Source organism: Streptomyces sp. NPDC048636 (genome assembly GCF_040650655.1).
In the GTDB taxonomy this organism is placed as follows: domain Bacteria; phylum Actinomycetota; class Actinomycetes; order Streptomycetales; family Streptomycetaceae; genus Streptomyces.
Window position 1 is genome coordinate 489,431 of record NZ_JBEZHR010000004.1, and the last position, 22,702, is coordinate 512,132.

Below are 22,702 nucleotides of genomic sequence, written 5' to 3' on the forward strand. Positions count from 1 at the left end.
GCGATGACATTGCATTCCGATGTGGCCGAGCTGCTGGCGGGGGCCGGCATCGTCGACGTGGACGTCGACGATGCCGTCGCGGACGAGCATGTCCGATCGTCCGCGTACCAACGCGTCGTCTCGGTGACCGCTTCCTCACGGAGCCGCGACCGAGACCGCGCGATCGTGGCCACGATCCTGCGTGACCCCCTCGACATCGTGTCCAAAACGGCGGTGGCGGCCCTCGTGGACACGATCGCGATGAAGGTGACCGGTCCCGTCGAGTTCCGGCAGTGGTCGGCCGAACTACTGCCGGAGATCGACCAGCTCGAGTCGGAGGCGTACCGCGAGTTCATCCGCCGCCGCATCGACGACTGGCTGTTCCACCTGTCCATCGAGGACGGCCATATGCCGACACAGGCCGAGTTGGCGAAGGCCACGGACTGGATGCAGCGCCGCCTCGCCGAGGAGTCGACCTCGCCGGCGGTACTCGCTCTGCTCGCCGAGTCGGCCAGAACCAAGAAGACACGGAACATCGCGAAGAACCGAGCCGGAAGCAGCCAGCTGAGAACGGAATGAGTCGGTAGTGGCAAGCAAGGGACACTTGTGTCGGCCCTGGCTCGACACGGTCGCGAGTGTGGTCGCACTCCTGAAGGGGTGATTGCGAGCCCGTTGGCACACTGTTCTGCGGCCGCGACATGCGCATGTGCAGACCACCGAGCGTCGGCGCCTGTCGCCACGACACGGATTCATGGCGACCCCCAGCCAGGATCGGGCCCATGGTTTGGCCCTGCTCAACCTGCCCTTACACATCAGGCGTTGTTCACGAGGGCTGGTGACTGCGAGCGTGATGATCTCCCGTTCCCCCCTTCGAAGGGTTCTGTCATGCCCGTATGTGAACAGGTGGGCTTTGCACGGCGACGCGGGCAAGCTCGCCGGTCATCTCTTTCTGCCCGATGCCGACGAGACCGCCCCCGTGGCGGGCGAGGACGGCTTCTGACGGGCTCGAACACACCGCACCGCCGTAGCGACGTCCGGGCCGTGCGGAAGAGTTGACCGACTTGTAGCCGCCCCCACTTCAGGCACCCCAGGGCGAAAGGAGTCATGGCCATGCGGGAAGGACGCGCGTGTCCGGAGTGGCCCCGGCCCGTGAGACCCGTGGGATCGGCATCCGGCGACCGCGTGGCGGCGGTCATGACAACCGCGCCGAAGTCGTCTGCGGATCGGGGCCCCATGGCTCGGGGCCCCGGGGGCGACTCAGCCGAGTCCGTCGGCGCCCACCTGCACCGTCGATTCGTCGAGCAGGGCGTCGGAGACGGGCTGCGGGCGCCCGTCGAGGTCGAGGACCGGAGTGGCCTCCTTGTACCAGGACTCGATGACGGCGTTGCCCCAGAAGTCGCGGCGGCGGTCGTCGTGGACGTTCCAGCGGTAGGTCTCGTGGTCCGGGTCGCCGGTGTAATAGTCGGAGGTGTAGATCTCGACGCGGTGGCCGTCGGGGTCGCGCAGGTAGAGGTAGAAGGCGTTGGAGACGCCGTGGCGCCCGGGGCCGCGTTCGATGTGGTGTTCCTTGCGCAGGGAGCCGAAGATGTCAGCGGCCCGCAGCACCTGGTGGGATTCATGCGTGGCCACGCCGAGGTGGTGCAGGCGAGGGCCGGCGCCGCCCGTGAACGCGACATCGTGGACGGTCTGCTTTCGGTACATCCAGGCGGCGTACAGCTCGTGCTCGTCGCCTTCGATGGTCTCCGAGCAGCCGAAGCCGAGGGACTCGTAGTGGGCGTAGGCGGCGGGGATGTCGGGGGTGCAGATGTTGAAGTGGTCCAGCCGGGCGATCTCGGCGCCGTGCCGGATGTCGTAGCGCTGGATGAGGCGCTCGCCGCGGTCGATCTCGTGGAAGAACTCCACGGGAAAGCCGAGCGGGTCCACGACGCGGACGGCGTCGCCGACGGCCCGCGTGCCTTCGCCCTTCCTCAACCGCCTGACCGGGCGGCCGAGTCGGCGGAAGAACTTCTCCGCCTTGTCGACGTCCTCGGGGGTGCGGACGCGGTAGGCGATGTGGTCGAGGGCAGCGATGTCGCCCTCGCGGAGCACCAGGGAGTGGTGGGTGAGTTCGTCGGTGCCGCGCAGGTACAGGGACTCCCGGTCCTCGTATTGGACGTAGAAGCCGAGCATGTCGACCCAGAACCAGCGGGCGGCCGCGAGGTCGGTGACGGCGAGCTGGGCGTAGGCGGACCGGATGACGTCGGGGGCGTCGGGGTGGGGGTGTGTGGTCATGGGGTGACTCCGAAGCGGGGGGTGTGGACGTCGCCCAGGGCGACGTGGACGATCTTCGATTCGGTGTAGAAGTCGATGGAGTGCGCGCCGCCCTCGCGTCCTACGCCGGAGGCCTTGACACCGCCGAAGGGCGTGCGCAGGTCGCGGACGTTGTGGGAGTTGATCCAGACCATGCCGGACTCGACGGCGTACGCGATGCGATGGCCGCGCTTGATGTCCGAGGTCCAGATGTAGGCGGCCAGCCCGAACTGGGTGGCGTTGGCCAGCTCGATCGCCTCCGCCTCGTCGTCGAAGGGCGCGACGGCGACCACGGGACCGAAGATCTCCTCCTGGAAGATCCGGGCATCGCGCTCGACGTCGGCGAAGACGGTCGGCTGGAGGTAGTTGCCGTCCGCCAGATGGGCGGGCCTGGTGCCCCCGGCGACCAGGCGCGCCTCCTTCTTGCCGATCTCGACATAGTTCAGGACGCGTGCGTAGTGCTCGGGGTGGACCAGCGCGCCGACCTCCGTGGCCGGATCGGAGGGGAGACCGACGCGGACGTGGGCGGCTCGCTCGGCCAGCCCGCGGGTGAACTCCTCGTACAGCGGACGTTCCACGAGGACGCGTGAACCGGCCGTGCAGCGCTCGCCGTTGAGGGAGAACACGCCGAACACGACCGAGTCCAGGGCGGCTTCGAGGTCGGCGTCGGCGAAGACCACGACCGGGGACTTGCCGCCCAGCTCCATCGAGGTGGTCTTCAGATGCCGGGCGGAGGAGCGGATGATGTGGCGGCCGGTGTCCGTGGAGCCCGTGAAGGAGATCAGCGGTACGTCCGGATGATCGACGAGGGCCTGACCGGCCTCCTCGCCGACGCCGTGCACGATGTTCACCACGCCGGCCGGGACACCGGCCTCGGCGAAGATCTCCGGCCACAGGGACGCCGACAGCGGGGTCCACTCGGCGGGCTTGAGCACGAGCGTGCAGCCGGCGGCCAGCGCGGGCGCAAGCTTCCAACTCTCCAGCATGAACGGGGTGTTCCAGGGAGTGATGAGACCGGCGACGCCGACCGGCCGGCGCACGACATAGGAGAACTGCTCCTCGCCCTGCCGGAATGCCTCCTCGCCGAGGGCGACGATGACGTCCGCGAAGTAGCGGAAGTTCTCCGCGGCACGCCGGGCCTGGCCGCGTGCCTGGGTGAGGGGCAGCCCGGTGTCGTGCGTCTCGAAGGCGGCGAGTCGGTCGTGGCGGGCCTCGACGGCGTCGGCGACACGGTTCAGGGTGTGGGCGCGCGCCCGGTTGGACAGCCCGGCCCAGCCGGGAAAGGCGGCACCGGCCGCGCTCACCGCACGGTCGATATCGGCCGCCGCGCCACGCGCGGCCCGGGTGTACGTGCTGTTGGAGACCGGGTCGGAGACGTCGAAAGTGCGGCCGTCGGCGGCGTCCACGAGTTCGCCACCGATCCAGTGCCGGATGACCGAAGGCAGGCCCTCAGGAGTGGTGCTCATGTGTCGGCTCCGATCTGTTCGGTGAGGTCGCCGCCCTCGGCGAGCAGCGCGCGGATCTTCGCCAGGCCGGTCTCGGTGGGGGAGACGAGCGGCGGCCGGACGAATGCCGAGGCGATACGGCCCTGCCTGGCGAGCACCCACTTGGCGGGCGCGGGATTGGTCTCGACGAACAGCAGGTCGACCAGCGGATGCAGCCGGTAGTGCAGTTCGCGGGCCTGGTCCATGCTGTCGGGGTCCCCCGCCTCCCACAGCTCGTACATCCGCGCCACCGCGCCCGGCGCGAGGTTGGCCACGGCCGAGACGAAGCCCGCACCGCCCAGCGCCAGCAGCGGCAGGCACAGCAGCTCGATCCCCGACCACACCAGCAGAGAGCGGCCGCAGGCGTGCAGCACACGGGAGAAGTGCTCGAAGTCCTTTGTCGTCTCCTTCACCCCGACGAAGTTCTCGAAGTCGGTGAACAGCCGCTTGACCGTCTCCGGCGCGATGTCCACGGCGGTGCGGGAGGGCACGTTGTAGGCGACGATCGGCAGGTCCGGGAACTCCCGGGCCACCGTCGCGTACCACCGGTACAGCGCCTCCTGCGTGGGCCGTGCGTAGTAGGGCGTGATGACCAGCGCCGCGTCCGCACCCAACTCCCGGGCGGCCGCGGTGATTTCGAGGGTCTCGTCGAGCTTGTGGGAGCCGGTGCCGGGCAGGAACGGCACCCGGTCGCCGATCTCCTCCACCGCCGTGCGCATCCCGGCGATCCGCTCGGTGACGCTCTGCGCGCTCGGCTCACCGGTCGACCCGCCGAGCGAGATGCCGTGTGAACCGGCCTCCAACTGGAAGCGGATCAGGCCGCGCAGGCTGTCGTGGTCGACGGCCCCGTCCGCGGTGAACGGTGTGACGACCGGGGCGATGGACCCGCGAATGGCGGACGGGTCGCTGCGGAACTTCACTGTGTCTCTCCCTTGCGCCAGTTCTCGTAGGCGTCCCGCCAGGCCGGGCCCAGCGGATAGAGGCCGTCGACGCTCGCGCCCGCGGCCACCTGCTCGGTGATGAAGCGCTCCTGCCGCTCCTGCTCCCGGCAGTCGGCGATCAGCTCGTCGGCGAGGTCGGGCGGGACGACGATCACACCGTCCGCGTCACCGACGACAAGATCCCCGGGCTGGACCAGGGCCCCGCCGCAGGCGATCGGCACCCCGGTGTCCCACGGGACGTGCCGGCGCCCGAGGACCGATGGGTGACTGCCCGCCGCGTAGACGGGCAGTCCCAGCCCGGCGATGGCCGCGCTGTCGCGGAGCGCTCCGTCGGTGACCACCCCGGCCGCTCCCCGTCGCCGCGCGCGCAGCGCGAGGATGTCGCCGATGGTGCCCGCGGTCGGGTCGCGCCGCGCGTCCATCACCAGGACATGGCCGGGGCGCACTTCCTCGATTGCCCGCTTCTGGGCGTTCATACCGGAGCCGTACTTCTTGAACAGGTCCTCCCGCAGCGGCAGATACCGGAGCGTGTGGGCGACGCCCACCATCGTCCCGCCGTCGGGCCCCACCGGACGTACACCGTCGATCGACATGTGCGGCAGCCCTCGTGAGCGCAGTTGGGCGCTGAGCGTGGCCACGGCGACCGATCGCAGCCCGTCGGCGAGCCGGACGTCGAGCACCGGCTCCGGCTCGTACGCCGATCCGTGGGCGGCCTCCCGTTCGGCCGGGTCGGCCCTGGGCATGGCCCCGTACGGCTCCAGCGCCGGGCCGTGGGCGATCGGATTGCGCAGCCGCCCCGTGGACAGTCCGTCGCCACTGACCTCGACCTCGACGACGTCACCGGGACGGACGACCGACGCGCCCGCCGGAGTGCCGGTGAGGACCACGTCCCCCGGCTCCAGTGTCATCAGCCGCGACAGGTCGGCGACCAGCTGCCCGAAGGGGAACAGGAGCGTGTCGGTGGTGTCCTCCTGTACGAGCTCGCCGTTGACCCAGGTGCGCAACCGCAGTGCGGCCGGGTCGAGTTGGCGAGCGTCCAGCAGACGTGGTCCCAGCGGTGTGAACCCGTCGGCGCCCTTGGAGCGAAGATTGGAGCCGCGGTCGGCGTAGCGCAGGTCGTACACGCCCGCGTCGTTGGCGGCCGTCACCCAGCGCACATGCGACCAGCCGTCGTCCGGCGTCACATGCCGCGCCCGCGATCCGATGACGAGTGCGATCTCGCCCTCGAATCCGAGGAGGTCACAGCCGGTCGGCCGCTCGATGGCATCCTGCGTCCCCGCCAGCGACGACGGCGGCTTGAGGAAATAGGACGGCTGGGCGGGTACGCGGACGCGCTCCTTCGCCCGGCTGGGGTAGTTCAGATGAACCGCGACGATCTTCGTCGGTGTGTTTCCGAGCGGGTGCGTCATCAGGAACGCTCCAGGAACGCCTGCACCTTGGCCTTGTACGGCTCGCGGTCGTACGACTTCACATACGCGCCCGCCATCCGGACCGGGTCCCCGAAGAAGTAGTACTCGTAGAGCGCCTGACGGCTGGAGAAGGCGGAGATACAGGTATCCCACACCAGGCGGAACAGCTTGACGCGCTCGGGACCGGTCAGGGTCGCGGACTGGAGGTAGGCCGCGATGTCCTCGGCCGCCGGACCCGTGATGTCCAGCTCGGTCGGGGTGGCCATCAGACCGGAGGCGCCGAGCTTGCGGAGGATCTGCGGGAAACGCTGGTAGAGCTTGGGATACAGGTTGCGGGCGGCGTTCAGCGGGGCGAAGGCCGGGGTGAGCACGCCGTACTCGTTGACCTCGGCGTCGGCCTCGGCGGCGCGCAGGAAGGCGCGGAGCATCTCCAGGGTGGCGATGATCTCGGCGATGTCCTCCTGGACGTGCTGGAACTGCTCGATGCCGATGGCCTCGGTCAGCAGCGACACCAAGCCCAGGACGTACTCGGTCTTGGCGGTGGTGCGGGTGACGACCTGGTGGGTCATATGCACCACGGACGACGTCTGCGAGTAGAAGCCGTTGCACAGTTCGGCGTCGCCGAGGGCGAAGCAGCGCTCGTAGGGCACGTGCACGTCGTCGAAGACGACCACACAGTCGGACTCCTCGAAGCGGGAGGCCAGAGGGTGGTCATGGCGCGGGCGGTCGTAGTCGAGGGGCTCGCGGGCGATATAGCGCAGACCGGGGGCGTCGTTGGGGACGGCGAAGGCGTACGAGTACGGCTTGTCCTCGGGGGTGCCGCGCAGCACGGTCGACGGGAAGACCAGCATCTCGTCGGCGAAGGGCGCGATGGTGGCGAGCATCCGGGCACCCCGGATGACGACCCCGTTGTCGTCCTCCTTCACGATCCGCGCCGCCAGTTTCCCGCCCGCCTGCTGGGTGCCGGCGACAGCCCGGTTGACCTGCGGGGGAATCAGCGTGTGCGTGCACAGGAGGTCCTCTTCACGGACCTTCTCGTAGTAGCGGCGGATGTTCTCGCCGAAGTCCGGGTCGGCCTGCGCGAACCAGTCGGCCGCCGACGCGAGTGCCATGAGCGAGCTGTTCATGTAGTCGCCGGTGCGGCCGAGCATGCCGTTGCTGTGGTCGGCCCATACCTTGAAGGCCCTTCGCCGCTTGACCAGGTCGTCCGGGGTCTTCGGGGTGAGGAACGACGAGCCGACCGGCTCGCCGGACGTGGGGGACGTGTAGGTGAGGACGTCCTTGTGCTCGGCGGAGTGCTGGAGGTCGTACAACTCCGCGTAGGTGCGCACCACGTTGCGGAAGGCAGGGTGGTCCTGGACGCCTCCGGTGACGGTCCGGCCCTGGATGTGGATCGTGGGCCGGGAGGCGGAGAGCCGCTCCAGGTATTCCTTGCCGGTGCGTGCGGCCATGTTCGGGCTCCTGAGATGTGGTGCGGACCGGGGAGGGGCAGGTCAGATGAGGTGTTCTATGCCGTCGGTGGCCTCGGCCGCCGTGCCGAAGCGGCTCCAGGCGTAGGTGAGGGCGTCGCCGTCGCGGTGGGCGAGGCCGGTGACCTGGCCCAGGACGAGGGTGTGGTCGCCGCCGTCGTACGAACGCCACGGGTCGCATTCGACCCAGGCGAGGGGGTGCGCGAGCCGTGGGACGCGTGCGCCCGCCGCCCACCGCGGTTCGGCGGCGCCCGGCACTCCGGCGAACTGCCGGGCCAGCGGCTCCTGTTCGGCACCGAGGACGTTCACGCAGAACGGCCGGTCGAGCAGCTGGTCGTGGCAGCGCGCACGCCGGGCGACGCTGATGAGCACCAGTGCGGGGTCGGCCGAGACGGAGGTGAAGGAGTTCATGGTGGCCCCGCGCGGGCCGCCGTCTCCTTCGTAGGTCACGACGGTCACGCCGGTGGCGAAGCGGGACATGCAGGCGCGCAGGGCGCCGGGGCTGGGGGGAGCGAGGGCTTCGGGCATGGATGACTCCCTTGTCGGGGCCCGGCCGGGCATCGGGCGGGATGCCCGGCCGGGAGTCCGATGGCCGCCCCATGAACAGGGCGAATCAGGGGATATGTGGATCAAAGCATGTAATCAAAGCTTTGATTAGTTTGGGACCGTACTCCCGAGGGAGGAGCTTGGGAAGCCCTGTCGACGAATTTTCTCGCTACCCGTCCCCGACCTTGCCGGGGCGGCGCCCGCCACATACCTTGTGCCGCACGCGGCGCCGCGTGACCACTTCCGGGTCCGGACCGCGTCCTCCGGACCGTGGGCGGACGGGCCGGCCTCCCCCTCCCCGCGCCGATGCGCACGTCCCCCGGGAGCCCCCCTTGCCCCGCACTTCCCCACGCCCCGACGCGCCGCGCGGTCTGCGCCGCGTCGCCACCGCCAGCTTCGTCGGTACGGCGGTCGAGTGGTACGACTACTTCATCTACGGCACGGCCGCCGCCCTGGTCTTCGGCCCGCAGTTCTTCCCGCAGTTCTCGCCGACGGCCGGCACACTCGCCTCCTTCGCGACCTACTCGGTCGGCTTCGCCGCCCGTCCCGTCGGCGGCATCGTGATGGGACACTTCGGCGACCGGATCGGCCGCAAGGCGATGCTGGTGCTCTCCCTCACCGTGATGGGCCTGGCCACCGCCTGCATCGGCCTGCTGCCCACCTACGACGCGGTCGGCATCTGGGCGCCCGTCCTGCTCGTCCTGCTCCGCTTCGTCCAGGGACTCGGCGTCGGCGGCGAGTGGAGCGGCGCCGTCCTCATGGCCGTCGAGCACGCCCCACCGGGCAAACGCGGCTTCTACGGCAGCTTCCCGCAGATGGGCGTCCCGGGCGGTCTCATCCTCGCCAACCTCGTCTTCCTCGCGACCTCCCACGGACTCGGCACCGCCGCCTTCGCCGACTGGGGCTGGCGCATCCCGTTCCTCGCGAGCGGCGTACTGGTCGCGGTCGGACTGGTGATCCGGGCCAAGGTCGAGGAGAGTCCGGAGTTCGAGGCCCTACGGGAGAGCGGCCCCGCCGACCGCCCCGCTCGGCTGCCCGTCCTCGAAGTCCTGCGCCACCACTGGAAGAACGTCGTCCTGGCCGGCGGTACCTTCATCGGCAACAACGCGGTCGGCTACGTCTTCATGGCCTACACCCTCGCCTACGGCACCCAGGCGCTCGGCTTCAGCCGGGACACCATGCTCGTCCTCATCCTGATCGCCGCAGCGGTCTGGCTCGGCACCACCGCGTGGTCCGCGGCACTGTCCGACCGGCTCGGCCGCCGCAGGGTCTTCGTCGCGGGTGCGGTGGGACTGGTGGCCTGGTCCGCCGTCTTCTTCCCGCTCGTCGACACGGCGTCCACACCGCTCGTACTGCTCGCGCTGGTCGTCATGGCGGTCGTACTCGGCTTCACCTACGGACCGCAGGCGGCCCTCTTCTCCGAACTCTTCCCGCCCAGGCTCCGCTACAGCGGCAGCTCGCTCGGCTACCAGCTCGGCGCGATCCTCGGCGGCGGCGTCGCCCCCACCGTCGCCACCGCCCTCTACGACATCGATCACACCACCTGGCCGATCACGCTCTACCTCGTGTGCGTCACGGCGTTCAGCCTCGGCTGTCTGCTGCTGCTCACACGACGGCCCACCGCCGCGGACGCACCCCCGCGAAGCGAACGGCGACCCGTCGCCGAGAGGAGCGTGTGACCACGAGGTGGTCGACCCGCCCGGGGGCGCATCCGGCCTACACTCCGGATGTGCCCCAGGAACAGCCGGACAACGAGCAACTGCACTTCTGGTCGTTCATCGACCATGCCCTCTCGCGCACCACCCGGGAACTGCCGGACGTGGACCCGCTCGCCATGCGCCTGGTGCTCAGCCTCCACCGTGCCGCGAACATGCTGGTCTACGACCTGGAATCCACCGTTCACCGGCCGCGCGGCTGGTCCTGGCCCGGCTTCCGGGTGCTGTTCGTCGTCTGGCTCACGGGCCCGGTCGAGGCCAAGAAGGTCGCCGAGCTGTCCGGTATGAGCCGCGCCGCCGTCTCCGCACTGGTCGCCACCCTGGAGCGGGACGGCCTCCTCACCAAGGAGCGGGCCCCGCACGACAGACGCGCCGTCCATCTCGGCCTGACCGACCAGGGCAGGGACGCCATCACCGCGGCCTTCCGTGAGCACAACGCCCGCGAGAAGGAATGGGCGGGTTCACTGAGCGCGGACGAACAGGCCACGCTGGTCGCCCTGCTGGAGAAGCTCACCGCGCACTCCGTGCACTTCGACGCGCGCCATCGCGCCTGAACCGCGCCTCGCGGCCGCGTACCACGCGATCTCCGCTGTCAGCCCATGACGGCTTGGCACACTTTTTCATGAGGGCGGTCGAGCCATGCGGCCCGTGGGTCAGCCGCGGCCCGCCCACGACCTGCACTCCCGGAGTATGCACACCGCGTATACATGGCGCGTATACATGCCGTGTATAGTACGGGTCATGTCCATCGGTCACGCCCTTTTAGGGCTTCTGGAGGCCGGCCCGCGCCACGGCTACGACCTCAAGCGGGCCTTCGACGAGAGGTTCGGTCACGACCGGCCGCTGCACTACGGCCAGGTCTACTCGACGATGTCCCGGCTGCTGAAGAACGGTCTCGTCGAGGTCGACGGGATCGAGGCGGGCAGCGGTCCCGAGCGCAAGCGCTACGCGATCACCGACGCCGGCATCACCGACGTACAGCGGTGGCTGGCGACACCGCAGAAGCCGGAGGAATACCTCCAGTCGACCCTCTACACCAAGGTCGTCCTCGCCCTGCTCACCCGGCGCGACGCCACCGAAATCCTGGACACCCAGCGCTCCGAGCATCTGCGCACCATGCGGATCCTCACCGACCGCAAGCGCAAGGGCGACCTGGCCGACCAGCTGATCTGCGACCACGCCCTGTTCCACCTGGAAGCCGACCTGCGCTGGTTGGAACTGACCGCCGCCCGGCTCGACAAACTCCGTGAGGCTATGACCCGATGACCACTTCGCCCCCCGAACCCCTGCTCACCGCGCACGACCTGCGCAAGGCGTACGGCCCGACCCACGCGCTGGACGGTGCCGAGTTCTCCATACACCCCGGCGAGGTCGTCGCCATCATGGGCCCCTCCGGGTCCGGCAAGTCCACGCTGTTGCACTGCCTCGCGGGGATCGTGCCGCCCGACTCCGGGTCGATCACCTACAACGGGCGTGAACTGACGAAGATGAGCGATGCCCAGCGCAGCGCGCTGCGCCGCTCCGAGTTCGGGTTCGTGTTCCAGTTCGGTCAGCTGGTGCCCGAGCTGACCTGTGTGGAGAACGTCGCCCTGCCGTTGCGGCTGAACGGCTCCGCCCGCAAGGACGCCGTGCGGACCGCGCTCGGCTGGATGGAGCGCCTGGAGATCGACGACCTCAAGGCCAAGCGTCCCGGCGAGGTCTCCGGCGGCCAGGGCCAGCGCGTCGCCGTGGCCCGCGCGCTGGTCACCGGACCGCGCCTGCTGTTCGCCGACGAACCCACCGGCGCGCTGGACTCCTCCAACGGCACACGCGTGATGGAGCTGCTGACCGAAGCGGCCCGCGCGACCGACGCCGCCGTCGTCCTCGTCACCCACGAGACACACGTGGCCGCCTACGCCGACCGCGAGATCGTCGTCCGCGACGGCAAGTCCCGCGACATGGAGCGCGCCGTATGAGCCCCCGCCAGTGGGCCAGAGACCTGGCCATGGGAGCCCGCTTCGCCGTCACCGGCGGACGCGAGGGCTGGGTCCGGATGACGCTCACCGCCGTCGGCGTCGGCCTCGGCGTGGCACTGCTCCTGCTGTGCACCGCCCTGCCCAACGTGTTCGCCGCCCGCAACAAGGTGGAGGACGCCCGCTACGACAACTCGTACTCCGAGAAGGCCCTGCCGAAGGCCGACAACACCTTCCTGATCGCCTCCACCGACACCACCTGGCACGACGACGACGTCCGCGGCCGCCTCATCGAGCCCGAGGGCAAGCGGGCACCGTTGCCCCCGGGGGTCGGCAGCTTCCCGGGCAAGGGCGAGATGGTGGTCTCTCCCGCGCTCAAGGACCTGCTCGCCTCGGACGGCGCCCAGCTGCTGCGGGAGCGGCTGCCCTACAAGATCACCGGCACGATCGGCGAGAGCGGACTCATCGGCTCCCACGAACTGGCCTACTACGCGGGCGCCTCGGGGCTGAAACTCACGGAAGTCTCCCCGGTGCACCGGCTGAGCGAGTACGGCAACCCGGAGGAGAAACCCGAGAAGACCGACCCGGTGCTGCTGCTCATGGTCCTGGTCGTGTTCGTGGTGCTGCTGACCCCGGTCGCCGTGTTCATCGCCGCCGCCGTCCGCTTCGGCGGTGAGCGCCGCGACCGCCGGCTGGCCGCGCTGCGCCTGGTCGGCTCGGACAGCCAGATGACCCGGCGGGTCGCGGCGGGCGAAGCACTCACCGGAGCCCTGCTCGGCCTGGTCGTCGGCACCGGCTTCTTCCTCCTCGGCCGTCAGACGCTTGGCTCCGGCGAGTTGCTGGGCGTGAGCGTCTGGCCCAGTTACCTCGACCCCTCCCCCGCGCTCGCCGCGCTGGTCGCGGTGGCGATCCCGGTCGCCGCCGTACTCGTCACACTGCTCGCGATGCGCGGCGTGGTGGTGGAACCGCTCGGTGTCGTACGCGCGGCCAAGCAGCGCCGCCGCCGGCTGTGGTGGCGGCTGCTGCCGCCGCTGGCCGGCCTCGCGATGCTCTACCCGATGATCGGCAAGGGCCACAAGAACGGCGACTTCAACCAGTACCTCGTCATCGGCGGCGTGCTCCTGCTGCTGATCGGCATCACCGCGCTGCTCCCCTGGGTCGTGGAGGCGGTCGTCGTCCGCCTCGGCAAGGGCGCGCTGTCCTGGCAGCTCGCGGTACGACGGCTCCAGCTGAGCAGCGGAACCGCCGCACGCATGGTCAACGGCATCGCCGTCGCGGTGGCCGGAGCCATCGCCCTGCAGATGCTGTTCACGGGAACGCAGAGCCAGTACACCAAGGACACCGGCAAGGACCCCGGCCGGGTCCAGATGCAGGTCGACTTCAGCGACCCCAAGCCTCTGTCCGGTGTCGAACGCGAATTCACCGGTACCAAGGGAGTACGGACCGCGGTGGCCCTGGCCACCGCGGAGTACGGGGAAGCGCGTCGCGACCCGGAGAACGGCAACAGCCTGACCGTGGGGAGCTGCGCCGCCCTGCGCGAACTCGCCAGGCTTCCCTCCTGCAAGGACGGCGACGTGTTCGTCACGCGAACGAGGAGCCACTACACCGACCCCAGCAACGCCGACGAAATCGCCTTGGTGAAGCCCGGTCGGCAGCTCTACATCGACCCGACGTACGACGAGACCGAACGCGGTACCGAGGCGCGCTGGACCGTTCCGGCGAACGTACGGGTGGTGGACGCGCGCAAGGACTCCCTGCAAGACGCCAACAGTCTGCTGGCCACCCCCGCCGCCCTGCCTGCCAAGGCCGCGCCCGCGTTGTTCTCGGACGGGGTCTACCTGCGTCTGGACCCGTCGGTGCCGGACTCACGCGAGTACATACGCAACGTCGCCGCCCGGATCGACCCCCTGGCAGGCGCCTACAGCTGGTCGGCGACCCAGGAGGACGTCAAATACACCTCCATCCGCACCGGCCTGTTCGTCGGCTCCTTCTTCGTGCTGGCACTGATCGGCGCGAGCCTGCTGGTCTCCCAGCTGGAGCAGCTGCGCGAACGCAGAAAGCTGCTCTCCGCGCTGGTCGCCTTCGGCACTCAGCGCCGCACGCTGAGCCTGTCGGTGCTGTGGCAGACGGCCCTCCCGGTCGGACTCGGCCTCGTACTGGCCACATCGGTGGGTATCACCCTCGGCACGTTGCTGCTGAAGATGACCAGCACACCGGTGGCCATGGACTGGGCGAGCGTCCTGACCATGACCGGCGTGGGCGCGGCCGTGGTCGGCGTGGTCACACTGCTCAGTCTGCCGCCGCTGCTGCGGATGATGCGCCCGGATGGCCTGCGCACGGAATAGCTCCTCACGCATCCCCCGAACGGGCTCCTCCTGCCAGGAGGAGCCCGTTCGGCATCAGCACGGTCACCGTCAGGGGCGCCGCCGCACCGGCTGCCCCTGCACGTCCTGCGACGACTACGGCTGCACGTACGCCCCGACACGGTGCTGCGTGACAATGTGCCGGTATCGACGTCGCGCACACCGGTGGACCTTCATCGAAGCCATCTCTCAAGCATCCGGTGGTCCCACGGTTCTTGCGGATTTCACAGTATGACGAATGGCCTCTTCGGGTGAACGTTGGCCACGGACATTTACATGTGCTCGGGCTGTGGCCTTACTGAGGGGATCCGGCTCAGTCGTGAGTCGGTCGGTCACCACCATGAACGGATGCACGTCCCATCCGTTCCGGTTCAATGCCTCACTCCCATCGGGAATGAGGACCCCTCACGCGCGCAAGGAGACCCCAATGACGCTGAGCGAAAGGCCGATTCGAAAACCGTGGCGGCGGTGTGGAAGGGGGTGGGTGTCGATGACGGGAGTGGCGGTACTGGGAGGTGCCGCCCTCGTGGCGGTACCGGCCGCGGCGCCCGCGTACGCGGCCTCGGTACCGTGCAACGACGCGGCGCTGGTATCCGCGGTGGCGGGAGTCGCGACCACAGGTGGGTCACTGAGTCTGTCACCCGGATGCGTGTACACGTTGACGGCCGCCGACAATCCCGGAAACGGTCTGGCGGTCATCACCGGGTCGGTAACGATCACCGGGAACAATGCCAGGATCGTGCGCAGTTCGGCCGCCCCCGCGTTCCGGATCTTCGAGGTCGGCAGCGGTGGCTCCCTGTCGCTCACCGGCCTGACCCTCCAGGGGGGCTCGGCCACCGGCGATGGCGGCGGGGTCCTGGTGGACAATGGTGGGACCCTGAACACCACCAGGACCACCTTCACCGGCAACAACGCCACCGGCAACGGAGGTGGCGCGAGTGTCTCCGCAGGAGGCACCGCTACCTCCAGCAGTGACAGCTACACCAACAACGAGGCGGACACGGCCGGCGGAGCGTTCAACTCCGACGGGACGACCACCATGTCGAATGCAACACTGACGGGTAACCAAGCGCTCTACGGCGGGGGCTTCGAGAGCGGCTGGAGCAGCAACGCGGCCGATGTCACGATCAGCGGAAGCAGTTTCCTCCGCAACACCTCCACCGGCGGCGAAGGCGGCGGAGGCGACTTCGAAGCGGGAACCACGCGGATCACGAGCACCTCCTTCACCCTCAACGAAGCCAGGAATACGTCCGGAGCAGGGATCGCCGGAGCCTTCTACAACAACGGGTCCATGACCGTGTCGGGTTCCACCGTCAACCGCAACAATCTGACCGCAACGGGCATCGCCCAAGGCGGAGGCATCTACAACGACCAGACCCTGACGCTGACCAACACCACCGTCAACGCCAACGCCGCCAGTGGCAACGCACTGAGCGACTCCGGTGGCATCTACAACGACGGCACCCTGATCCTGCAAAGGGCAACCGTCAACGGGAACACCATGACCAACGGCTCCGCAGGTGGCATCTACAACCACGGGAGTGGCACGCTCACCGCGACCGGCAGCACCATCAGCGGGAACACCTCCACTCTCGCGCCCGGCGGCATCGCCAGCACCAACACAAACGTCACACTGAGCGGCTCAGTCGTCGCGGGCAACAAACCCACCAACTGCAACGGCAGTCCCGCACCCATCACGGGCTGCACCGGCTGACCCCAGGGAGGGGGGTCGGCGGCGCTGTGGGTGCCGGGAAACTATGTCACCCGGACTGACCTGCTGCTTCGGAGCTACCAGACCTCACCTGGTGACAAGCCGCTCTGAGGCGGCAGTTCGGTCATGGTGATACCGCTGATCTACCTGCTCGCCTGCCAGACTTTCCGTTGGCTTGCCCTGTTCGCTCGCTCGAGTGCAGCGAAAGATGCAGAGATCTTGATGCTCCGGCATCCTCACTGAACACCACCGACCGCACCGCAGCGCGTCGGGCATACCTGTCGTGCGTGTGGCCATCACCCCGGGAGCCGGGTCACCGCTCGGCGGACATCAGGGCGGCCTGCGGCGCAGGACGGAACAGACGGTGCCGAGCGATGAGTTCGACGGTCACGGCAACGGCAACGGCCTGCACCGCCATCAGGGCGATCAGCACAAACAGCTGAACGGCCCCGGCCATAAGCGGACTCGCCCCGCCCAGGAGCATGCCCACGAACGCCCGGGAAGCGTCACCAGCCCCACCGTCCGTGTCTGGTCCAGCCCCGGCAGCAACGCGTCGGACGCGACCGGCCGTGCGATCTCCATCCGCGCGTCCCGGTCGAGGAAACCCAGAGCCATCGCCGCCTCGACCTCGCCGCGGCGAAGTTCCAGTTCGTCGAGGGCTCGTCGGCCCGCGAGCACCGTTACCGTCAGGGCCACCAGGTGCGGTTGCTGGTCAGCCGTCGGCCCGCGGTGCGCACGGCGACGCCGAACATCACGGGGCAGACCACACCCTGGGTCTCGGCCGCAATATGCAGAAAGCCATCGACGACGGCCACATCGATCGAAACCGAGGCCATCGCTGGTTTACCGGCCTTTCCCGGGGGCCGTTCTACGCATCGTTCACTCTCGTCAGCGTGATCTGTTCCCGATGATTGAACTGGCCTGAGCGGGCGCCTCGGGCTCGGGCTCGGGTGCTGGCGAGTCGGCAGGAGCCGGTGCCGGTGCCGGTCTCGATGATCGTGCCGTTGAACGTGAGGCGGTCGACGATGGCCGCGCAGAGGCTGAGGTCCTCGTTGGTTCTCGCGGTAGCACTCCGGTTTCCAAGGTGCCGCCTTGACCGTTCAGGTGCGAGGAAGGTGTGCCGGTGGCCTGCGGGTCATCGCGGGTGGGGCCGTCCTGCAAGAACCGCTGGTGACGGGCCCCTGGCAGTTCCGGACCGCATGCGTCGATGCGTTCGTCGCCTCGTGGCGGGCCCGCGGGTTCAGCCCGGTGACCATCGACAACGACATCGGCCTGCTGGAGCGAACCCTCGCGGTGAAGGGCCGGGCGACGTCGACCCGGCACGAGTATGTGCAGATCTTCAAGGGGTTCCACCGGTTTCTGCGGGCCCGCAAGGCGGCCGAGATCGAGGCCGCGTTCGACGTCCGGCTGGTCTGCCCGGTCGAGGAGTTCAACGCCTCCCGGCATGTCGGCGACGACTCTCCATCCTTGGCGCCGCCGCCGACACCGGAACGCATGGCAGAGTTCGACCTGGTGGACACCATGGATCCCAAGCTCGTCGCCGCCGCCTTCGGCATGGACCCTCAGGCCACCCTCATCTACCTTGCTGATCACATCGACCCAGGGCGACTTCCGGATCAGCACGAACGGACACCCTAGGTCCGGGTGCCGGGGACCTGCTCGTCCGCAGCCTCGGCCATGACGAGACTGGCGCTGACAGCCTGCCTGTCGTCGATTCCGACGTGCCGGAGGTGGGCCCACCGGTCCAGCTGAGTACATGCCCAGTTGGGGTCGTATGCCGCGGTGGGCAGCTGCGGGATGCGCTTGCGACCGGTTTCATCCAGTCGATACGGCTCCTCGAACGCTCTGTTCCACGCCTGGACAGCGGGGGTATACCGCTGTTCCGCCTCCTCGGCGCTGATCTCCAGGCAGGCCGCGATATGCGCCCAGGAGCTGCCACGTTCGACTTCGTAGATGACAGCCGATTCCAGAGTCCGTTCGGCCAGGTCGACGAGTTGCCAGGCTTGGCTCACTCGACCACCGAATCCGGTGTCGGCATCGTTGCGGGTGCCCACCAGCCCCGCGGCACCGTCAGCCACCTCCGTAGCCTTGTCGGCGAGTACGAGTCGGGCGAGCCCTTCGCGGGAGTAGGCGGCTCGGTCGTGGTCGTAGGGGGTGGGCTCACTCATGAGGGACAGAGTCCCATGTCCGTGACTTCTGCGGGTACCGAGTATTCACGGTCGGTGCCCCACTGCGGCCCGCCGAATCACACGGGCCTCGCGCGAGCAGGAACCTGCCCCGCTTCGGCGCCGCCTGGCACAGGTTCGCCGGAACATGTGCGCTTTGCCGAAGAACTCGTCGGACGCGATGGCGACGCTGTTCTTCTCCTCCCGCTCGGTCAGCACTTCGTCGAACACGCCGCCACTCCGAATCCATGATCCACATGGCGCAACCCCGCAAAGAACCTCTGACCACGGATTCCGGGATGAACTACGAGAGAAAACGACCTCTGAGGATCCGGAGCCCTGTCACGGCAACACACCAGCGCATCCAGATCCCCCGGCGGCGGCCTGAGCGCGTAGCCATGCGGGCAGGTCTGGCCGTCCTTCCCCTCACGCCCGTCGGCGCCGTCCCAGCCGCCCTCACCAACAGGCCCTGCGGACCGGCCGGACCGGCCGGGCCCGGCTCGCCATGGTGACCTCACCAGCACCCACCTTGTACTGCACCGCCGAACACCGACCACCTCGAAGATCGGGCCGATGACGTTGCGCTTGAGCGTCCTCCCGGTCCTCCCGACCATGAGCTGCGCACCGGGCGAGCCGGTGCGGATGTACCGCGGCCACACCATGATGCCGGGCACGGTGTTGGAAGAGCGGACCGCGCCCTCCCACAGGTTCCCGCAAGCGGTCGCCAACCGTACGGCCTCGCGCTGCTTGCCGACCAGAGGAGCGATCGTCGCGGGTCCCCCTGGTCCTGCCAACTCCGGCTTGGTGGCGAAGACGGTGTCCTCGGCAGGGCCGGCTGCGCGGCAGCGGTCGGGGGCGGAGGTCCAGGAGCGCGGAACGTAGAGTTCCCGGTCCACTGCGGCATGACCACACTGACCTGCGCAGATCAGGTAAACGGCGACTTGGGAGTTCTCGATCCGACGTCGTCACGGACGGCGTCGGCGTCCCATCGTGCCCGGCCCAGCAGGTGCTGCATGCCGCCCGGAGTCGCCTCTCCGGCCCACTCGGCAATGGTCAAGCAGTTCTTGCGCGGCAGGTCCGACAGCAGCCCGAGCATGAACCGCCCCGCCCGGCGCCGGAGTTCGACCCGCACGAAACGGCCCGCGATCCGGCTCATCAGGCCCGCGAACGCATACCGCCAACGGGCGAGAACGATGCTGTGACCTGTGGCCACCGTCTCTTCGTTAGTCCACACAAACTCACGATGATCAACGGTTGCCGCACCCATGTCCGCACCAGCCCCGACCAGCAAGATCACGAAAATCGACTGGAGTACTGGGGTCTGCCGCGGAAGTGGATCTTGGTGGTGGATGATCACGCCCAGATGCCATCGCCGAGGTGGCCTGCCTGACTCGCGCCGGCTGACGCCCGCAGGTGACGGCGGCGCGCGGGCTCCCGCCACAGGCCGAGTCGGCCAGGTAGAGCACGGCCGGCAAGGCCACGGCCACCATCCCCGATGCCCGGTCCGGCCTGCTGGGCCGGGCATCGGGAGCTATTAGGGACTGCCTGGGTCACGCCTCGGCGACTTGGAGCAGCCAGCTGACCGGGATGTCGTCCTCGGTGTCGCTCGCGCTCTTCCTGACGCGGCCGATGGCGATCTTCTGCGTACTCGTCGGGAGCTTCGCGCCGTTGTGGACCCGGCCGCCTGCCTGCGTGACGTTCAAGTCCACGGCAGCGCTCCAGTTGGAGCCGTCGTGCCAGTTCACCTTGATCTTTGCATCCCCCCAGGCGGAGCCGAAACTGATCCACATATCGCCCGACCAGCCTGCCTGGTTGGCCGCCGGGACGGCCAGGACGATGCCGTACTTGTAGTGGATGAGCCCGCCGCTCTCAGTGAACGCGAAGCCGGGGGGAATCTCGCCCGTCTGGAAGTTCGCCATTCAGTGCCCCTTGTCTGCCACTGCTCCGGTGCCGCGGGAAGCGACGCCGCACCGCAGCCCGCAGACCACGGCACGAACCACGCTAGGGACGCGTTCGGGTCCCTTCTCAACTCCCCAGGCCAAACCATCAGTTGAGGGGTAGTGCAAGCACGCCCAGCTCATCCGCTCCGCTCCTGCGCTCCCGGATGCCCCCTGCCGCACCCCAGGGAGCGGCTGACTCCTTCGGCTGCCCGCCGGGGCCCAGGGGCTGCTCCGGAAGCGGATCTTGGTCGGAGATGATGACGCCTCGTGGGGCATGGCGTTCTGACGAGCCGGCAGTGGGCCCGGCGCGAGCCGATGTTGCCGCAGGACATCAAGCCGGGCCGTCCACCGGTGTGGGCGCGGCGGCAGCTGATGGACGGCATACGCGCCCGGACCGGGTGCGGGCCGACAAGGCGTACGACTCCCGTCGCAACTGGGCTCACCTGCGAAGACGCGACATCAAGGCGACCATCCCGGTCCTAGCGGACCGCGTCCGCGACCGCCTCGGAACTCGGGTTCCGAGGCGGTCGGCCGCCGAAGTTCGACAAGACCGACTACCGCGAGCGTCACGCGGTGGAGTGCGGGATCAACCGCCTCACACGTCACCGGGCCGTGGCCACCAGATACGACAAGCTTGCCATCCGCTACGAGGCAACCGTACTGATCGCAGTCCTCGACGAGTGGCTGTGACCAGCACTTTCCCAACAGACCCTAGCCCACCTCGCCGGATGAGGGGGCGAGGCCATCACGGCGATCACTCCTCGGGTTTGATCTTCGAGGCCACGAAGAACAGCCCTGCCGTTGCCGCGATGAAACCTCCGGCCAGTTCTTCGTAGCCCTGGAAGTAGCTGAGGGGGATGGCGATGGCGCAGGCTGCTCCGACCAGCTCGATGAAGCCCCCGGTCAGCCGCCGGGAACGGCCCGGCTGCGGAGGGTGATGGGGGTTCGGCGGGCTTCGCCAGTAGGGGAGGGGGCCCGACCTGGGCTTCCAGTCCTCTTCCCGGAACCGCAAATACTCCGGGTGGTGGCGGGCGTAGCCCAGACGACGGGGCGCCAGGCGCCGCCACGACAGCCAGCCCTGCCGGATCGCGATCCATACGAGCCCCGGCAGGCAAGCGACGGCCGCCCAGATCGCCGCGACTGTCCGCTCTGCGGCCGAAGCCGACAGAATGCCGAGCAGCCGGTCCAGCTGGCCGCTGGCGGCGTAGGCGATCAACGCGGCCATGGAGAGCACCGCCGCGGTCTGCTCTATCTGGTGTCCGGTGTGGCAGCGGGCACAGCGTGGCACGGACACGATTTCCTGACGCCAGGTGGTGCGCAGGACAACGATCCATGGGGTCATGGTGGTTTCGGCATCCTTGTGCAACCCCAGAACGCGATCGTGCCATGACGCCGGTGTGACCTCCCGGCAGAACCAGCACTCCCGCACCACGAGTCCCCTCTCCCCGGCCGTTGCGCGATCGTGGACGGCATTTTAGGCGTTGCCGCGCAAGGAGCGTGAGTTGTCTGTTGTGGAAGGGCCGTGAGAGTTGCGGTCGCCATCGACGCCAACGGCCCGCCGGACACCGTCCTTGGGCTCTGAGCCGAGTTCGGCGGAGACCCTCGCCCCGCTTGCCCGCCCATTACCACGGCGGCGCGGACGTGTTCAGACCTGGTGCCGTGAGCGCACAGGTTCACCGGGTCGCTGGTGGCTTCCTGGGAGTGACTGGCCAGGAGGGCCAGTAAGTGCAGCGGATCGTGCGCCGGAGCGGCACCAGCACGGTGCGCTACCGGCGGGCGATGATGCGGCGCCCTCGGCCGGCGGCGAGCCGACGAGCGAATCGGACGGACCAGAGCAGATCACGACTCCGCAGCGCCGCAAGCCAGCTGCAACTGTCCCGTCTCAAGGGATCTGGTCCATGTCTCAGCCGATCTGGTCCGTGGAGAGCGGGACGGTGCTGCGGGTGATCGGCGATCCACGTCCATGCGGTCCGGGTGCGGTGTCGCGGGCCGGTGGTGCCAGGCGTTTTCGCGCCCGCCGGGGACGTCATGCGCCCGCGGCGTCCTCGGCCTCCCAGCGCAGCAGGTCGCCCGGCTGGCACTTGAGCACCTCGCAGAGGGCGGCGAGCGTCGCGAAACGCACCGCCTTGGCGCGGCCGTTCTTGAGTACCGCCAGGTTGGCGGGTGTGATCCCTATGCGGTCCGCGAGGTCTCCCACGGACATCTTCCGCCTGGCCAGCATCACGTCGATGTCGACGACGATCGGCATCAGATCACCTCCTCCAACTCGGCCTGCATCTGTGCCGCTTCGACGTCGCGCGCGACGGCCTGGGCGAGCAGCATCCGCAGCACGAACACGATGAGTGCGACCCCCAGGATGGCCACGCCCACCCCGCTCATGATGACGGTGACACCCGGGTCGGCCCGCTGGCCCGGCGCGTTGAGGGCCGTGACCGCGAACCATAGGAGGGCAGCCGCCACGATCGCGCCGATCACGGCGTCCACGTACCGGAAGGCGGCATGGGAGAACACGGTTCCGCGTCGCACCATCGTCACCAGTCGCCATACGCTGACCAGGGCGACCTGGGCCGAGCCCATGCCCAGGATCGTGATCACGCGCAGTGGGGTCAGTGGGAGCGACCCGTCCTCCGGGTCGCTCCCACTGACCAACACCCACACCATCAATGCCTGCACGAACACGGTGCCGACGAGCACCACCACGAGCACGGCGCGAAGCGCACGCACTGCCAGCTGTCCCAT

General features: G+C 68.9%; 20 protein-coding genes and 2 pseudogenes. 8 read left to right on the forward strand and 14 right to left on the reverse strand.

All coding sequences use genetic code 11. From position 1 onward, the window contains the following. Nucleotides 1-3 precede the first annotated feature (3 nt). Nucleotides 4-558, forward strand: coding sequence for a hypothetical protein (locus AB0C66_RS14890; RefSeq protein WP_362437279.1), 555 nt, complete (start codon nucleotides 4-6; stop codon nucleotides 556-558). 678 nt (nucleotides 559-1,236) lie between these two features. Here AB0C66_RS14890 and hpaD read toward each other — a convergent pair. Genes hpaD through AB0C66_RS14920 form a run of 6 tightly spaced genes read right to left on the reverse strand, consistent with a single transcriptional unit; the run spans nucleotide 1,237 to nucleotide 8,099 of the window. Next, a complete protein-coding gene (gene hpaD / locus AB0C66_RS14895) occupies nucleotides 1,237-2,250 on the reverse strand; it encodes a 3,4-dihydroxyphenylacetate 2,3-dioxygenase (RefSeq protein WP_362437281.1) in 1,014 nt (337 codons plus the stop codon). After that, complete coding sequence (gene hpaE, locus AB0C66_RS14900; protein WP_362437283.1) at nucleotides 2,247-3,734, reverse strand: 5-carboxymethyl-2-hydroxymuconate semialdehyde dehydrogenase; 1,488 nt, start codon at nucleotides 3,732-3,734, stop codon at nucleotides 2,247-2,249. Before hpaE ends, hpaD begins: the two co-directional genes overlap by 4 nt. Beyond that, nucleotides 3,731-4,672 (reverse strand): 4-hydroxy-tetrahydrodipicolinate synthase, encoded by a 942-nt coding sequence (gene dapA, locus AB0C66_RS14905; RefSeq protein WP_362437285.1) that lies wholly within the window; start codon nucleotides 4,670-4,672, stop codon nucleotides 3,731-3,733. The genes hpaE and dapA overlap by 4 nt, the downstream gene beginning before the upstream one ends. Then, entirely contained in the window at nucleotides 4,669-6,102 is a 1,434-nt protein-coding gene (locus tag AB0C66_RS14910; RefSeq protein ID WP_362437287.1) for a fumarylacetoacetate hydrolase family protein, read from the reverse strand. Before AB0C66_RS14910 ends, dapA begins: the two co-directional genes overlap by 4 nt. Then, complete coding sequence (gene hpaB / locus AB0C66_RS14915) at nucleotides 6,102-7,553, reverse strand: 4-hydroxyphenylacetate 3-monooxygenase, oxygenase component (protein ID WP_362437289.1); 1,452 nt, start codon at nucleotides 7,551-7,553, stop codon at nucleotides 6,102-6,104. The genes AB0C66_RS14910 and hpaB overlap by 1 nt, the downstream gene beginning before the upstream one ends. 42 nt (nucleotides 7,554-7,595) lie before the next feature. Further along, on the reverse strand, nucleotides 7,596-8,099 hold the full coding sequence (locus AB0C66_RS14920) for a flavin reductase family protein (protein WP_362437291.1): 504 nt from the start codon (nucleotides 8,097-8,099) through the stop codon (nucleotides 7,596-7,598). 350 nt (nucleotides 8,100-8,449) lie between these two features. Here AB0C66_RS14920 and AB0C66_RS14925 point away from each other — a divergent pair, with 350 nt between their 5' ends. From AB0C66_RS14925 to AB0C66_RS14950, 6 genes are all read left to right on the forward strand, one after another. Next, nucleotides 8,450-9,796, forward strand: coding sequence for an MFS transporter (locus tag AB0C66_RS14925; protein WP_362437293.1), 1,347 nt, complete (start codon nucleotides 8,450-8,452; stop codon nucleotides 9,794-9,796). 50 nt (nucleotides 9,797-9,846) lie between these two features. After that, the gene (locus tag AB0C66_RS14930) at nucleotides 9,847-10,386 is read left to right on the forward strand and encodes a MarR family transcriptional regulator (RefSeq protein ID WP_362437295.1); all 540 of its coding nucleotides are present in this window, start codon (nucleotides 9,847-9,849) and stop codon (nucleotides 10,384-10,386) included. Nucleotides 10,387-10,573: 187 nt separating this feature from the next. Then, nucleotides 10,574-11,098, forward strand: coding sequence for a PadR family transcriptional regulator (locus AB0C66_RS14935; protein ID WP_362437297.1), 525 nt, complete (start codon nucleotides 10,574-10,576; stop codon nucleotides 11,096-11,098). Continuing rightward, nucleotides 11,095-11,787 carry an ABC transporter ATP-binding protein gene (locus AB0C66_RS14940; protein ID WP_362437299.1) on the forward strand — a complete coding sequence of 231 codons (693 nt, stop codon included), beginning with the start codon at nucleotides 11,095-11,097 and terminating at the stop codon, nucleotides 11,785-11,787. Before AB0C66_RS14935 ends, AB0C66_RS14940 begins: the two co-directional genes overlap by 4 nt. Continuing rightward, on the forward strand, nucleotides 11,784-14,129 hold the full coding sequence (locus tag AB0C66_RS14945; RefSeq protein WP_362437301.1) for an FtsX-like permease family protein: 2,346 nt from the start codon (nucleotides 11,784-11,786) through the stop codon (nucleotides 14,127-14,129). The genes AB0C66_RS14940 and AB0C66_RS14945 overlap by 4 nt, the downstream gene beginning before the upstream one ends. Nucleotides 14,130-14,574: 445 nt before the next feature. Continuing rightward, nucleotides 14,575-15,861, forward strand: coding sequence for a hypothetical protein (locus tag AB0C66_RS14950; protein ID WP_362437303.1), 1,287 nt, complete (start codon nucleotides 14,575-14,577; stop codon nucleotides 15,859-15,861). 310 nt (nucleotides 15,862-16,171) lie between these two features. Here AB0C66_RS14950 and AB0C66_RS14955 read toward each other — a convergent pair. Beyond that, nucleotides 16,172-16,613, reverse strand: a pseudogene (locus AB0C66_RS14955) (ABC transporter permease); the annotation flags it as partial. Between the two features lie 337 nt (nucleotides 16,614-16,950). Between AB0C66_RS14955 and AB0C66_RS14960 the strand changes: the two are divergent. After that, the gene (locus AB0C66_RS14960) at nucleotides 16,951-17,496 is read left to right on the forward strand and encodes a hypothetical protein (RefSeq protein ID WP_362437305.1); all 546 of its coding nucleotides are present in this window, start codon (nucleotides 16,951-16,953) and stop codon (nucleotides 17,494-17,496) included. Here the strand turns inward: AB0C66_RS14960 and AB0C66_RS14965 are convergent. The 7 genes and pseudogenes from AB0C66_RS14965 to AB0C66_RS14995 form a co-directional block, all read right to left on the reverse strand. Beyond that, complete coding sequence (locus AB0C66_RS14965) at nucleotides 17,493-18,026, reverse strand: hypothetical protein (RefSeq protein ID WP_362437307.1); 534 nt, start codon at nucleotides 18,024-18,026, stop codon at nucleotides 17,493-17,495. The two genes, AB0C66_RS14960 and AB0C66_RS14965, sit on opposite strands and share 4 nt — an antisense overlap. A gap of 45 nt (nucleotides 18,027-18,071) precedes the next feature. Next, complete coding sequence (locus AB0C66_RS14970; RefSeq protein WP_362437401.1) at nucleotides 18,072-18,254, reverse strand: hypothetical protein; 183 nt, start codon at nucleotides 18,252-18,254, stop codon at nucleotides 18,072-18,074. A gap of 557 nt (nucleotides 18,255-18,811) precedes the next feature. Beyond that, a pseudogene (locus AB0C66_RS14975) lies at nucleotides 18,812-19,179 on the reverse strand (transposase); the annotation flags it as partial. Nucleotides 19,180-19,573: 394 nt separating this feature from the next. Then, nucleotides 19,574-19,942 carry a hypothetical protein gene (locus AB0C66_RS14980; protein ID WP_030895169.1) on the reverse strand — a complete coding sequence of 123 codons (369 nt, stop codon included), beginning with the start codon at nucleotides 19,940-19,942 and terminating at the stop codon, nucleotides 19,574-19,576. Between the two features lie 775 nt (nucleotides 19,943-20,717). After that, complete coding sequence (locus AB0C66_RS14985; RefSeq protein ID WP_362437309.1) at nucleotides 20,718-21,305, reverse strand: hypothetical protein; 588 nt, start codon at nucleotides 21,303-21,305, stop codon at nucleotides 20,718-20,720. A 684-nt stretch (nucleotides 21,306-21,989) separates the two neighbouring features. After that, entirely contained in the window at nucleotides 21,990-22,211 is a 222-nt protein-coding gene (locus AB0C66_RS14990; RefSeq protein ID WP_362437311.1) for a helix-turn-helix transcriptional regulator, read from the reverse strand. Beyond that, a complete protein-coding gene (locus AB0C66_RS14995) occupies nucleotides 22,211-22,702 on the reverse strand; it encodes a DUF2975 domain-containing protein (RefSeq protein WP_362437313.1) in 492 nt (163 codons plus the stop codon). The genes AB0C66_RS14990 and AB0C66_RS14995 overlap by 1 nt, the downstream gene beginning before the upstream one ends.

Bases quoted from the DNA above. Each gene is read 5' to 3' on its own strand.
- hpaD (WP_362437281.1), bottom strand. From the start codon at position 2,250: ATGACCACACACCCCCACCCCGACGCCCCCGACGTCATCCGGTCCGCC.
- AB0C66_RS14940 (WP_362437299.1), top strand. From the start codon at position 11,095: ATGACCACTTCGCCCCCCGAACCCCTGCTCACCGCGCACGACCTGCGC.
- hpaB (WP_362437289.1), bottom strand. From the start codon at position 7,553: ATGGCCGCACGCACCGGCAAGGAATACCTGGAGCGGCTCTCCGCCTCC.
- AB0C66_RS14890 (WP_362437279.1), top strand. From the start codon at position 4: ATGACATTGCATTCCGATGTGGCCGAGCTGCTGGCGGGGGCCGGCATC.
- AB0C66_RS14945 (WP_362437301.1), top strand. From the start codon at position 11,784: ATGAGCCCCCGCCAGTGGGCCAGAGACCTGGCCATGGGAGCCCGCTTC.
- AB0C66_RS14990 (WP_362437311.1), bottom strand. From the start codon at position 22,211: ATGCCGATCGTCGTCGACATCGACGTGATGCTGGCCAGGCGGAAGATG.
- AB0C66_RS14995 (WP_362437313.1), bottom strand. From the start codon at position 22,702: ATGGGACAGCTGGCAGTGCGTGCGCTTCGCGCCGTGCTCGTGGTGGTG.
- AB0C66_RS14965 (WP_362437307.1), bottom strand. From the start codon at position 18,026: ATGAGTGAGCCCACCCCCTACGACCACGACCGAGCCGCCTACTCCCGC.
- AB0C66_RS14950 (WP_362437303.1), top strand. From the start codon at position 14,575: ATGACGCTGAGCGAAAGGCCGATTCGAAAACCGTGGCGGCGGTGTGGA.
- AB0C66_RS14980 (WP_030895169.1), bottom strand. From the start codon at position 19,942: ATGGCGAACTTCCAGACGGGCGAGATTCCCCCCGGCTTCGCGTTCACT.
- AB0C66_RS14985 (WP_362437309.1), bottom strand. From the start codon at position 21,305: ATGACCCCATGGATCGTTGTCCTGCGCACCACCTGGCGTCAGGAAATC.
- AB0C66_RS14920 (WP_362437291.1), bottom strand. From the start codon at position 8,099: ATGCCCGAAGCCCTCGCTCCCCCCAGCCCCGGCGCCCTGCGCGCCTGC.
- hpaE (WP_362437283.1), bottom strand. From the start codon at position 3,734: ATGAGCACCACTCCTGAGGGCCTGCCTTCGGTCATCCGGCACTGGATC.
- AB0C66_RS14935 (WP_362437297.1), top strand. From the start codon at position 10,574: ATGTCCATCGGTCACGCCCTTTTAGGGCTTCTGGAGGCCGGCCCGCGC.
- AB0C66_RS14910 (WP_362437287.1), bottom strand. From the start codon at position 6,102: ATGACGCACCCGCTCGGAAACACACCGACGAAGATCGTCGCGGTTCAT.